This window comes from Micromonospora sp. NPDC005298, from assembly GCF_040607375.1.
In the GTDB taxonomy this organism is placed as follows: Bacteria; Actinomycetota; Actinomycetes; order Mycobacteriales; family Micromonosporaceae; genus Micromonospora.
Map to the genome: position 1 here is coordinate 86449 of NZ_JBEXGP010000008.1, position 12297 is coordinate 98745.

Genomic DNA, 12297 nt, shown 5'->3' on the forward strand with positions numbered 1-12297 from the left:
CGGTGGTGGAAATGGACAGCGGACTCGAAACCCGACGCATCGTGCACCCGACGGAACGGATCGTCACCGGGCGGTTGGTCCGCCTGCTCGACGGCTACACCCGGGAGGTACGCGTCGGGCAACCGGTGCTGGTGGCCGTGCTGGTCGCGGCGGCGGTCGCCCGCCTGCCCGCCCTGCTGCTGCGCACCCTGTTCTCCTTCGGTGGCGGCGGCACCCGGCGGCGCTGGAAGGAGCTGAAGCAGGGCCCGGAGTACCTGGTGACCCCGGTGCGTCTGCGCGACACCGCCGGCCAACTGTGCGAGGTGGAGCTGCACGGGCACCTGCCGCAGAGCGCCCTGCACCCGGCGGACCATCTCCAGCTCACCCTGCGTGGGCAGCGCGACCCGGACCTGCCGCCGCGCATCGAGCGGATCGTCAACCTCACCACCGGGCAGCTGCTCACCCCGCGTACCGCGACGCTCTGGTCGCACCTCGGCCCGCCGCTGCTGTTGCAGGCGATGCTGGGTGTTCTGCTGCTGACCGGCATCGTGGCCTGCTCGGCGCTGACCTGAGCGGCACGGTCGGCCGGCGCGCCCCGACCGGGCGGCGGGTCAGCCGACCGGGGCGGGCTCGCGGACGGCTTCGCGCTCGACGCCGAGCATCCCCCGGCGGCGGGCCCAGCGCTCGAAGATCAGCGTGGCGAAGGGCGGCACGGCGCTGGCCAGCGCCACGACCGTGGCCGGCAGGCTCCACCGGCGCAGCCGGGCCACGGCCAGCACCAGCAGGCCGTACGCGACGAACAGGCCGCCGTGGATCGGGCCGAAGATCTGCACCCCCAGCTCGTTGTCCGGCGGGCCGTACTTGACCGCCATCCCGACCAGCAGGGCCAGCCAGGAGCACGCCTCGGCGATCGCCGCCGCGACGAACAGTCGGGTCACCTTCTCGCGCATCCCCACGCCACCACCTTTCGGAACGCCATGCTATCGGTGCGCTCCAGCTGGGCTATCGGGGCGGGCAGCTGGGTAGGAAGGGACCATCGGGTCTTCCCCCGCCCGCCGGGCCCGTGCGAGGTTGGGGGGGACCAGCGGTGACAGGGTGGTGACCATGGGCGAGGACGTCGGGGTTCGGACCTTCAGTCGGGAGGACCGCGCCCGCTACCGCGAGAAGGTCCGCATCTGTCTCGACGTCTTCGCCGAGATGCTGCGTGAGTCACGCTTCGACGTCGACCGGCCGATGACCGGGCTGGAGATCGAACTGAACCTGGTCGACGAGACCTCGATGCCGGCGATGCGCAACGCCGACGTCCTGGCCGCCATCGCCGACCCGCTGTTCCAGACCGAGCTGGGCCAGTTCAACGTCGAGATCAACGTGCCACCGAGGCGGCTGACCGGCACCGGCACCGCGGCCTTCGAGCAGGACGTGCGGGCGAGTCTCAACGCCGCCGAGGAGAAGGCCCGCTCGATCGGCGCGCACATGGTGATGATCGGCATCCTGCCGACGCTGCGCCCGGAGCACCTGACCGCCGAGACGCTCTCCGCGAACCCCCGGTACGCGCTGCTCAACGAGCAGATCTTCGCCGCCCGTGGCGAGGATCTGCCGATCGCGATCAGCGGGGTGGAGCGGCTGGCGGTGACCGCCGACACGATCACCCCGGAGGCGGCCTGCACCAGCACCCAGTTCCACCTCCAGGTCAGCCCGGCGCAGTTCGCCGACTACTGGAACGCCGCCCAGGCCATCGCCGGCATCCAGGTCGCGGTCGGCGCGAACTCGCCGCTGCTCTTCGGCCGCGAGTTGTGGCGGGAGACCCGCATCCCGCTGTTCCAGCAGGCCACCGACACCAGGTCGGAGGAGATCAAGGCCCAGGGGGTACGCCCCAGAGTCTGGTTCGGCGAACGGTGGATCACCACCGTGTTCGACCTGTTCGAGGAGAACGTCCGCTACTTCCCGGCGCTGCTCCCGGTCTGCGACCCGGAGGATCCGGCGCAGGCCCTCGCCTCGGGTGAGGTGCCCAACCTCGCGGAACTGCGGCTGCACAACGGCACCATCTACCGGTGGAACCGGCCGGTGTACGACGTGTCGCGGGGCCGGCCGCACCTGCGGGTGGAGAACCGGGTGCTTCCGGCCGGCCCGACCGTTCTGGACACCATCGCCAACGGCGCCTTCTACTTCGGGTTGGTGCGCGCCCTGGCCGAGTCGGACCGGCCACTGTGGTCGCAGATGTCGTTCAGCGCGGCGGAGGAGAACTTCACCAGCTGCGCCCGGTACGGCATCGACGCGCAGGTGTTCTGGCCCGGCCTCGGGTATCTGCCGGTGACCGAGCTGGTGCTGCGCCGGCTGCTGCCGATGGCGCATCACGGCCTGGACCGGTGGGGGCTCGACCCGGGTGAACGGGACCGCCTGCTCGGCATCATCGAGCAGCGTTGCCTGACCGGCCGCAACGGCGCGACCTGGCAGGTGGAGACCCTGCACCGGTTGGAGTCGGCCGACCACCTGGACCGTCCGGCGGCGTTGCGCGAGGTGGTCCGGCACTACGTGGACCTGATGCACAGCAACCGTCCGGTGCACGAGTGGCCGATCCCGTAGGCTCCCGGCGTCCTCTGTGGACCCCCTGACGAATCGAACATCGTCGTAGGCTGTGGCAACTCGGACCATCGCTCTGCTGACGATGAGAGGGACGCCTGTGGCCACTTCCGGAACAGACCCCACCCCGACAGAGATTCCCGCGCGAGCACCCCTGTCCCGTCGACGCATGCTGCGGATGGGAGCTATTACCGGCGGCGCCGTGCTCGTCGGCAGCGGGCAGGCCGCGTCCGCCCAGGCCGCTCCCCGTCGCACGAAACGCGTCCTGCGGGCGCCGGCGCTGGCACCCGGCGACCGGGTGCGGGTCGTGTCGCCCGGCAGCACCCCCGACCCCACGAACATGGCCCGCGGCATCGAGATCCTGCGCGGCTGGGGCCTGAAGGTCGAGCTGGGCAGGCACGTCTTCACCAGGTACGGCTACCTGGCCGGCACCGACGCGGAGCGGCTGGCCGACCTGAACGCCGCGCTCAACGACCCGGGGGTCCGTGCCGTCTTCGCCGCCCGGGGCGGCTACGGGACGCAGCGGATCGCCGATCAGATCGACGTCTCCGGCCTCCGCCGGGATCCGCGGGTGGTCGTCGGCTTCAGTGACATCACCAGCATCCACGGCAGGCTGTGGCGTGAGATCGGGCTGTCCACCTTCTACGGCCCAATGGTCAACTGGAACGACAGCCGCACCGGTCCCGAGTCGGCCGAGGCGCTGCGCAGGGCGGTGATGACCACCGCACCCGTCACCATCACCAGGGATCCGGCCGAGACCGCCGCCCCCGTCCTGGTGCCGGGACGGGCGTCGGGGCCGCTGCTCGGCGGCTGCCTGACGCTGATCTCCACGTCGCTCGGCGCGCAGGACGCCCCGGACTTCGACGACGCGATCCTGTTCTTCGAGGACGTGGACGAGGCCCCGTACAGCATCGACATGATGCTGACCGAGTTGCGCCGGGTCGGCGTGCTGCGCCGGGTCGCCGGGGTGGTCATCGGCCAGATCACCAACAGCGTCGGTGAACCGGGCGAGTGGGACGCGGCATCGGTGCTGAAGGACCGCCTGTACGACCTCGGCGTGCCGGTCCTGGGCGGGCTTCGGCTGGGGCACGGCGACGGGCAGCTCACCGTCCCGCTCGGCACGCGGGCCACGATCGACGCCGAGGCCGGGACCCTGACGGTGGAGGCCGGGGTCCGCGCCCGGTGACGGTGTGACGACCGGCGCGCCGGCGGGACCGACCCGCCGCGCGCCGGTCGCGACGGGGCGGCTACTCAGCCACGCGGGGTGGGCACGCCGAAGAGATCGATGATGCCGGCGGGCAGCTGGGCCAGCAGGTCGTGCCGCTCGTCGTCGTCGAGTGCCTCGGCGACGGTCCGCAGCACCGCCTGGGCGTGCTGGCGCACGTGGTCCGCGTTCGCGACCTGCTCGCGGTCGCCGACGTGTTTGAGGAACTCGCCGACGTCCCACCGGCGACCCTGCGGATTACGGGTGACGGACCCGTTCAGCGGGTCCGGCAGCTGTGCCGCGAGGTTGTCGGCCTCCTGTCCGGCGAGTCGTTCGCCGAGCACCGACAGGACGGCCTGCACGGACCGCACGGCCTCGTTCTCCCCCAGACCGGCGCGCTGCCGGACGGTGGCGATCATCTGCTCGTACTCCATGACCCGCTCCCTTCGGTCTCCGCGACCGGCCGTCGGGCCTGGCGGCGGACGAACGAGGCGGGTTCCCCGGCTCCCCGACCACAAACGGGCCCGGGCGCCGACCCGGACGTTCCGCCCGGACGCCAGAGGGGCCTCAGATCTCGTCGCGAACCAGTCGGATCAGCCGGTCGAGGACGCGACCCCCGCTGACCCGCAGACCGTCATGCTCGTACTCGTTGGTGATCCAGGGGCGCAGGCCGCGCACCGCCCGCGCGGTGGTCGTCGAGTCGTCGGTGTCGACGTACATGTCGTCGTGGTAGATCGCGGCGGCGACCGGCACCTCGTTGCGGGCCAGCTGGTCCGGGTCGTACAGGTCCGGCCAGTCGGTACGCCGGGCCAGCAGCTCCGCCGTCTCGCCCAGCGGGGCCAGCGCGGGGTCGGTGGCGACCGTCCACGGGTAGATCATCTCGCCGGTCAGCAGCACCGGTCGGTCCTGCGCCACCGCCCGGTCGGCGTCGAACTCCGGGAACTCGGCCCGCACCGTCTCGGCCGTCCAACCGGTGGCGCGTGGCGTCACCGAACGCTGACCGTAGATCGACTCGTGCAGCAGGGCGTAGAGCGGGCGGCTCGCGTACGACAGGTGACCCTGGATCTCGGCGAGGAACGGGTCGGAGAGCCGGCGGCCGGGCATCCCCGGCAGGAAGGCGTCCTCGAGCAGGTAGTGCAGGGTGTGCGACCCGTTGCCGGTGCCCAGCAGGATCCCGATCGCCTGGAATGCCTCGACGGTCAGCAGTCCACCGCCGGGCAACCGCACCTCCCGCTCCCGCAGGTGCCGCACGATCTCCCGGACGATCTCCACATCCTGCGGGTACCGCGCGTAGTGCGCCTCGACCTTGCGCCGCACGCGCGGGTAGGCGGCCCGGTAGACGTCTTCGGCGGTGCTGCGCAGACCGGGCAGGCCGCCGGTCACGAAGGCCTCACGGACGCCGTGCGGCGCGTACGACAGGTAGGTGAGGGTGCAGAAGCCGCCGTAGCTCTGGCCGAGCAGACTCCACCGGCCGTCCTCGCCGAGAAGGTCCCGGCGGATCAGTTCACAGTCCCGCACGATCGAGTCGGCTCGAAAGTGGGCCAGATACCGGGCCTGGGCGGCCGCGTCGCCGCGCAGCGGCAGGCTGTGCCGGTCGGCGGGAGTCGAACGGCCGGTGCCCCGCTGGTCCAGCAGTAGCACCCGGTAGTCGTCCAACGCCCGGTCCAGCCAGCCGTCCCGGCCCACCGGACGTGGTGAGCGACCACCGGGGCCGCCCTGCAGGAAGAGCAGCCACGGCAGCGCCTCGTGTTGCTTCGCGGTGGCCACGACCTCGCGGGCGTACACCTCGATCCGCTCCCCGGCCGGGTCGGCGTGGTCGAGCGGCACCGGGAAGCGGTGGTCGGTGATGACGGTGCCTGGGTGGTGGTGGACCGGCACGGGTGTCCCTTCCCGGGGATCACGTCCCGGCGAGCGCTTCGGGCCGCGGATCGTCGCGCAGCCGGCTGTAAAGATACCCGTCGCGCCACCGGCCGGCCCGGAACTCGCAGGCCCGCACCACGCCTTCGAACTGGAAGCCGGCCTTCTCCAGCGACCGCTGCTCGGCGACGTTCTCCGGATGGGTTCCGGCCTGAACGCGTTGCGCCGGGGTGTGGGTGAACAGGTGGTCGCAGAGCAGCGCCTGGGCCCGCCAGCCGACGCCCCTGCCCCGCCACCCGGGCAGCAACACGATCCCGATCTCCCAGTACGACGCCGACCCGCCGTACCGCCCGGACGTGTAGCTGACGAAGCCGGCGGCCTGATCCTGCTCCACCTCGACGATGAGCCGCCCGTCGTCTGCGCCCAGCCAGCCGTCGACGGCGAAACGCCGCGCCGGCGCGCCGGGGTCGCGGAAGCCGGCCCAGTCGAGGCCGATCAGACCGGGCTCGACGCAGAACCGCCGGAACATCGCCAGGTCCGCCTCGTCCACCGGTCGAAGCCGCACGGTGTCCCCGATGGACGGCGCCGGGTCCGCACTCTCCGTCGACGGCATGTCGGTCACCTCACTCGGGCTGCCAGCTGAGCCAGGCCCGCCCGCTCCGAAAGCCCATCCGCTGATACAGGGGCACCGCGCGTTCACTGGAGTGGACCCTCACGTGGCCCGTCGTGCCGTCGCCGGTGTAGCCGCCCTCCTCGGTCAGCCCTCGCCATCGAAGCCCCGCCAACGTCACGGCGTCGGCAGCCGTCCACGCGCGGACCTCGACCCGAAGCTGAGGCCGGTGGATGTCGTTCGACATGACGCGAGGCTACCGACGCCGGGCGACGGTCGGGGTCCCTCCCGCGCCGGCAGGCCGGGCGGACCGGGGGCGGAGCGGGTGGGCGACGGTGGTGAGTGCCCTGTGGAGTTGACCCGCCGCACCGCTCAGACCGAGAGCAGCACCTTCGTACAGTCGTCCTGCTTCTTCTGGAAGATCTTGTAGCCCTTCGGGGCGTCGCGCAGCGGCATCCGGTGGCTGACGATGAAGCTCGGGTCGATGTCGCCGCGCCGGATCCGCTCCAGCAGCGGCCGGGTGTAGCGCTGCACGTGGCACTGACCGGTCCGCATGATCAGGGACCTGTTCATGAAGGCGCCCATCGGGAACTTGTCGACGAAGCCGCCGTACGCGCCGACGACCGAGACCACCCCTCCCGATCGGCACGCCAGGACCGCCTGACGCAGCGCGAACGGCCGTTCGGTCTCGGTCCGGGTGGCCTGCTTGGCCCGGTCGTACGCGTACATCGCGGCGTTGCCGTGGTGACCCTCCAGGCCGACGGCGTCGACGCAGGCGTCCGGTCCCCGGCCGGCGGTCATCTCGTTGAGGGTGTCCAGCACGTCGTCCTGCTCGTAGTTGATCGTCTCGGCGCCGGCGTGCTCCTCGGCCAGCCGCAGCCGGTACGGGTACCGGTCGATGACGATCACCCGCTCGGCGCCGAGCAGCCGGGCGCTGGCGGCGGCGAGCAGCCCGACCGGCCCGGCGCCCCACACGGCGATCACCTGACCGGGTTTGATGTCGCACATCTCGGCGCCCATGTAGCCGGTCGGGAACACGTCGGCGAGCATGACCGCCTGCTCGTCGGGGACGTCGTCGGGCACCTTGAGCGGGCCGACGTCGGCGAACGGCACCCGGGCGTACTCGGCCTGACCGCCGGCGTACCCGCCGAGCAGGTGCGAGTAGCCGAAGATGCCGGCCGGCGAATGCCCCATGATCTTCTCGGCGATGCCGGCGTTGGGGTTCGAGTTCTCGCAGACCGAGTAGAGGCCACGTTGGCACGAGGAACAGTGCCCGCAGGCGATCGGGAAGGGTACGACCACCCGGTCCCCGGGTTTGAGGTTGCGCACCTGCGGGCCGACCTCCACCACCTCGCCCATGAACTCGTGGCCGAGGATGTCGCCCTTGCGCATGGCGGGGATGTACCCGTGGTACAGGTGCAGGTCGGAGCCGCAGATCGCGGTGGTGCTGATCCGGACGATGGCGTCCCGCGCGTTCATGATCGTCGGGTCGGGCACGTCGATCACCTTGACGCTGTCGGTGCCCATCCAGGCGGTGGCCTTCATGGTCGGTCCCTTTCCAAACTCGCGTGCGTCAGCGGCGGGACGCCGGCAAGGGCTGCGCGGGACGCTGCATGGCCTGCTGGCGTACGGAGATGCCGTTGGGGCTGCCCTCGGAGCGGACCACCTCGCCGGCCTCCAGGACCTGCTTGAACCGGCGCAGGTCGTCGCGGACCTGCTGCGCGGGTTCCTCGCCGAACAGCTTCGCCACCGCCCGACCGAGCGCCCCGGCGGGCGGCGCATAGCGCAGGTGCACCCGGACCTCGGTGCCCCGGTCGCCGGGGGCGGGCACGAACGCGACCCGCCCGGCGTTGGGCACCCGGCTACCCGGCAGTGAACGCCAGGTGATCGACTTGTTCGGCTGGTCGTCGATGATCTCGGCGTCCCACTCGACGCGGTGGCCGGCCGGGCCTCGGGCGATCCAGTGCGAGCGGCGCAGGTCGTCGGCGTGCACCGACTCCAGGTGTGCCATGAACCGGGGCAGGTTCTCCATGTCCCGCCAGAACCGGTACGCCTCGGCGGGCGACCGGTTCACCGTCACCGCGATCCGCATCCGGATCAGGCGGGACCGGGCCCGTCGGGCCCGCCCGATACGGACGGCGGCGAGCACGTCGACGGCGGTGATGCCGGCGATCGCGAGGGTCGTCAGCGCGACCCGACGCTGCCGGTCACCGCCGCGGTCGGCGAGTGCTCGTCCGAGCATTGTGAGGTCCATGGCGTCACCGGCCACCCTGCTCCAGGCCCAGCCGGCGGGGCGACGGCCGCTGAGCAGGCCGGCGGCGCTGCCCAGTTCACGCAGGCCGACGGCTGGGAGCACGGCCCGCGCGGCCGCGGAGTCGTCCACCCCGGTCAGGCGCGCGAGGGGTCCGGGGGCGACCAGGGCGCCCACGCCCAGGGCCAGGCTCAGCAGGCCGAGTGCCCTCGGCAGCGTCGCCGGCACCGGCCCGTCCAACTCCGGCAGGAGAACAGTGTCGATACGGCTCATACCCGGTCCCTCCCGGTGGACGTGACGGCCGGCCGGCCAGCGGAGCGGCGGTGCTTCCGCCCCCGTGACGCTATGCGGTGCGCGTGACGCGTGCGCCCGATTCGGAGCAGACCACGCCTGCGAACGAATCACCGCAGTGCCGCGAACACGGCACGATAGCGAGAATTGTTTGCGTAATTGGCCGCCGCCCGCAGTGGCCTAATTGCGGAGCAGCCAGTAGCATCGACCACACGGGACCGTTTTGAGCGATACGTCCGACGCGGACGTCGATCCGCCGTGCCCCCATTCTGGCTGGCCTTTGATGAATGTCTTCGAATTGTTTTCGCGCCGATTCGGAAAAGCCCGTCCGGAGTGGACCCGACAATCTCCGGAACGATTTCAGCGACCGCCCGGGAAGCCGGATTCCATGCCGCGCATCTGGCAGTTCACCGATTCGGCGATCATCGGCCGGCAGCACACCTGCGACGCGGACACCTTTCGCGGCACCATCGACGATTTCGCGGAGATGATCGGTGCGAAAGCGCCGGAAGGAGACGACGAATTGCGCCACGTTCCTCAGCGTGCCGCACCCCGGCCAGACGCTGGACACCAACGACACCTTCCACGCCATCCGGTGGACCGCCGGCGACTACCACTGGACACTGCCGGACGCGGGGCTCGCCGCAATCCAGGCCACCGTCGACCTGCGCGGGCTACAGCTCGACGATCTCGTACGGATACGCGCGGAGTACACCGAGCCGGGCCACCCGGAGCTGTCCACGCCCCTGCTGACCCAGGAACTGGTGTCGATCAACCCGGACACGGCCGGCGGGGTGTTCGTCGTCAACACACCCGACGTGAACGTGGAGCTGCCCACCGGCACCCAGATCCGTATCCAGGTGGCGGTGCGCGCCGGTGACGGCGACACGACCCGCCGGCTGTCGTACGGTGCGCTCACCCGGGTCAGCATGGTGTTGTTCCGACTGCCCAGCTGAGCGCCACCGGTCGGCCCGACGCGGCGGGTTCCCCCGTCAACGCGTCGCCGGGCCGGAGTTAACAGTGGCCGCTTCCGGGTAGCCGACACCCGCTCCAGCAGGCGTCGGGGAGGTCGGATGACTGCGACAAGCGTGTTCTTCGAACGGCTGACCGATGCCGGCGAGGATCCACGGTTCCGCAAGGTCTGCGGGAGCGTGCGATTCGACATCCGCGACGGGGACGACCTGGAACAGTGGCTACTGAACATCGATCATGGCCGGATCCGGGTGACGAAGAGTCCCGAACCCGCCACGACCGTCATCCGGGTGTCCGCCCAGGTCGCCGACGCGATGGCACGTGGTGAGGTGAACGGCCTGGCGGCGATCACGCGGGGCGAGATCATGGTCGACGGCGACCTCGGCCTGGCGTTGCGGGTCGGCCGGTTGTTCCCCCGAGCGTCGGAGACGCCCGTGGGCGGCGCTCCGGATCCGGGAACACCCCGATGAGGGACATCCCCGGCACGGTGGCGTGCATCGACGGGAACACGTTCATCGTGTCCGACGCCAGCGGGGACGTGGAGGCGTCGTCCTCCGCTCCGGTCGGCCTGTTCGCCGCCGACACGCGTTTCCTGTCCGGCTGGGTGCTCACCGTCAACGGGGAACGGTTGAACGCGCTGTCGGTGGACGACAGCCAGTACTACGAGATCACGTTCTTCGTCGTACCGGGCGGGGCGGTCGACTACGTGCAGGCCGACGTGTCGGCGATCCGGCGGCGACGCATCGGTCCGGACCTGACCGAGTCCCTGACCATCTTCAACTACGGCGACCATGACCTCGACCTGGACGTACGGCTCGACGTGACGGCCGACTTCGCCGACATCTTCGAGATCAAGTTCGACATCCAGGACAAGGTGGGCCAGCACTACACCGAGGTCGAGCAGAACGAGTTGCGGCTGGGCTACCGGCGCGGCACGTACCAGCGCGAGGTTTCCGTGACGGCGAGCGAACCGGCCACCTTCGACCCGCGGGGTCTGCGCTTCACGACACGGCTGGGGGCCGGCCAGCAGTGGTCGACCCGGTTGCAGGTGGTCATGCGGGCGCTGCGCCCCGACGGCTTCGACCTCCGGTCGGCCCTGCGGGTGCTCCGGCCGGACGAGTCCACCCTGCCCGAGAGCGTCCGCGAGTGGGTCGCCCAGGCGCCGACACTCGACACCGACAGCGCCGCCCTCCAGCAGGTGTACCAGCGCAGCCTGGTGGACCTGGCGGCACTGCGTTTCTCCCCGCTCTCGCTCGGCGGCGCCGCCGTACCCGCGGCCGGTCTGCCCTGGTTCATGACCCTGTTCGGCCGCGACAGCCTGCTGACCTGCCTACAGACCCTGGCCGTCACGCCGTCGCTGACCCCGCCGACGCTGCGGATCCTCGCCTCGCTCCAGGGCGCCCGCCGGGACGACGTCCTGGAGGAGGATCCGGGTCGGATCCTGCACGAGCTGCGCTACGGGGAGTCGGCCGCGTTCGAGGAACAGCCGCACTCCCCCTACTACGGCACTGTGGACGCCTCACCGCTGTTCGTGGTGCTGCTCGACGAGTACGAACGGTGGAGCGGCGACCGCGCGCTGGTGGTCGAGCTGGAGCAGGAGGCCCGCGCGGCACTGGAATGGATCGACCGGTACGCGGACCTCACCGGCACCGGCTACATCTGGTACGAGCGGCGCAACCGCGACACCGGCCTGGAGAACCAGTGCTGGAAGGACTCCTGGGACAGCATCTCGTACGCCGACGGACGGCTGCCGGGCTTCCCCAGGGCCACCTGCGAAGCCCAGGGGTACGCGTACGACGCGAAGATCCGAGGGGCGCGGTTGGCCCGTACCGTCTGGGGTGACCCCGACTACGCCGACCGGCTGGAACACCAGGCGGCGGCCCTGTACGAACGCTTCAACCGGGACTTCTGGCTCGACGACCGGGGCTACTACGCGTTGGCACTCGACCACGACGGCACCCCCGTCGACAGCCTGTCGTCGAACATCGGGCATCTGCTGTGGAGCGGCATCGTGCCACGCGAGCGGGCCTCGCAGGTCGTCGAGCATCTGATGGGTCCGGCCCTGTTCTCCGGTTGGGGGGTGCGGACCTTCGCCGAGGGGCAGGGCCGCTACAACCCCCTCGGATACCACAACGGCACGGTCTGGCCGTTCGACAACTCGTTCATCGCCTGGGGTCTGCGCCGGTACGGGTTCGGCGCGGAGGCGGGCCGCATCGCCGAGAGCATCCTCTCCGCCGCCACCTACTTCCAGGGCCGTCTGCCGGAGGCCTTCGGTGGATTCGACCGCCGCACCACCCGGTACCCGGTGCGGTACCCGACCGCTGGCAGCCCACAGGCCTGGTCCAGTGGGGCGTCGATGCTGCTCATCCGCACGATGCTCGGCATCAACCCACACGAGGACCACCTGGCGGTGAATCCCGCCCTGCCGGCCGCCTTCGGCCGGATCGCGCTCCTGGACATCCCCGGCCGCTGGGGCCTCACCGACGCCTTCGCCCGCCAACGCCCCGACCAGCCCGGCCGTCGGGCGACGTAGGTGTCACCAGCGCGCGGCCT

Annotated in this window: 13 protein-coding genes; 6 read left to right on the top strand and 7 right to left on the bottom strand. The window is 71.2% G+C overall.

Features of this window, described 5'->3' with window-relative positions; all coding sequences use genetic code 11:
* Window positions 1–2: 2 nt before the first annotated feature.
* Complete coding sequence (locus tag ABZS77_RS15575) at window positions 3–551, top strand: hypothetical protein (protein WP_354822942.1); 549 nt, start codon at window positions 3–5, stop codon at window positions 549–551.
* Window positions 552–590: 39 nt separating this feature from the next.
* On the opposite strand, the gene ABZS77_RS15580 is transcribed toward ABZS77_RS15575, so the two are convergent.
* Window positions 591–929: a DUF3817 domain-containing protein gene (locus tag ABZS77_RS15580; protein ID WP_354823113.1), complete on the bottom strand. Its 339-nt coding sequence runs from the start codon at window positions 927–929 to the stop codon at window positions 591–593.
* Window positions 930–1083: 154 nt separating this feature from the next.
* Between ABZS77_RS15580 and ABZS77_RS15585 the strand changes: the two genes are divergently transcribed.
* Together ABZS77_RS15585 and ABZS77_RS15590 are read left to right on the top strand one after the other, a co-directional pair.
* On the top strand, window positions 1084–2562 hold the full coding sequence (locus tag ABZS77_RS15585) for a glutamate--cysteine ligase (protein WP_354822944.1): 1479 nt from the start codon (window positions 1084–1086) through the stop codon (window positions 2560–2562).
* A gap of 166 nt (window positions 2563–2728) precedes the next feature.
* Window positions 2729–3745 (top strand): LD-carboxypeptidase, encoded by a 1017-nt coding sequence (locus ABZS77_RS15590; protein WP_354822946.1) that lies wholly within the window; start codon window positions 2729–2731, stop codon window positions 3743–3745.
* 65 nt (window positions 3746–3810) lie between these two features.
* On the opposite strand, the gene ABZS77_RS15595 is transcribed toward ABZS77_RS15590, so the two are convergent.
* From ABZS77_RS15595 to ABZS77_RS15620, 6 genes are all read right to left on the bottom strand, one after another.
* On the bottom strand, window positions 3811–4197 hold the full coding sequence (locus ABZS77_RS15595; protein WP_354822948.1) for a DUF2267 domain-containing protein: 387 nt from the start codon (window positions 4195–4197) through the stop codon (window positions 3811–3813).
* 133 nt (window positions 4198–4330) lie between these two features.
* Complete coding sequence (locus ABZS77_RS15600; RefSeq protein ID WP_354822950.1) at window positions 4331–5641, bottom strand: alpha/beta fold hydrolase; 1311 nt, start codon at window positions 5639–5641, stop codon at window positions 4331–4333.
* 19 nt (window positions 5642–5660) lie between these two features.
* Window positions 5661–6233, bottom strand: a complete 573-nt coding sequence (locus ABZS77_RS15605; protein ID WP_354822952.1) for a GNAT family protein — start codon at window positions 6231–6233, stop codon at window positions 5661–5663.
* Between the two features lie 10 nt (window positions 6234–6243).
* The gene (locus tag ABZS77_RS15610; RefSeq protein ID WP_354822954.1) at window positions 6244–6477 is read right to left on the bottom strand and encodes a hypothetical protein; all 234 of its coding nucleotides are present in this window, start codon (window positions 6475–6477) and stop codon (window positions 6244–6246) included.
* Window positions 6478–6602: 125 nt separating this feature from the next.
* Window positions 6603–7775: a zinc-dependent alcohol dehydrogenase gene (locus ABZS77_RS15615; protein WP_354822956.1), complete on the bottom strand. Its 1173-nt coding sequence runs from the start codon at window positions 7773–7775 to the stop codon at window positions 6603–6605.
* Between the two features lie 28 nt (window positions 7776–7803).
* The gene (locus ABZS77_RS15620) at window positions 7804–8754 is read right to left on the bottom strand and encodes an SRPBCC family protein (RefSeq protein ID WP_354822958.1); all 951 of its coding nucleotides are present in this window, start codon (window positions 8752–8754) and stop codon (window positions 7804–7806) included.
* Between the two features lie 512 nt (window positions 8755–9266).
* Between ABZS77_RS15620 and ABZS77_RS15625 the strand changes: the two genes are divergently transcribed.
* The 3 genes from ABZS77_RS15625 to ABZS77_RS15635 all read left to right on the top strand — a co-directional run bounded on the left by ABZS77_RS15625 (window position 9267) and on the right by ABZS77_RS15635 (window position 12277).
* Window positions 9267–9728, top strand: a complete 462-nt coding sequence (locus tag ABZS77_RS15625) for a hypothetical protein (RefSeq protein WP_354822960.1) — start codon at window positions 9267–9269, stop codon at window positions 9726–9728.
* A 117-nt stretch (window positions 9729–9845) separates the two neighbouring features.
* The gene (locus tag ABZS77_RS15630) at window positions 9846–10214 is read left to right on the top strand and encodes an SCP2 sterol-binding domain-containing protein (RefSeq protein ID WP_354822962.1); all 369 of its coding nucleotides are present in this window, start codon (window positions 9846–9848) and stop codon (window positions 10212–10214) included.
* A gap of 5 nt (window positions 10215–10219) precedes the next feature.
* Window positions 10220–12277: a glycogen debranching N-terminal domain-containing protein gene (locus ABZS77_RS15635; protein WP_354823115.1), complete on the top strand. Its 2058-nt coding sequence runs from the start codon at window positions 10220–10222 to the stop codon at window positions 12275–12277.
* The last annotated feature ends 20 nt before the right edge of the window (window positions 12278–12297 follow it).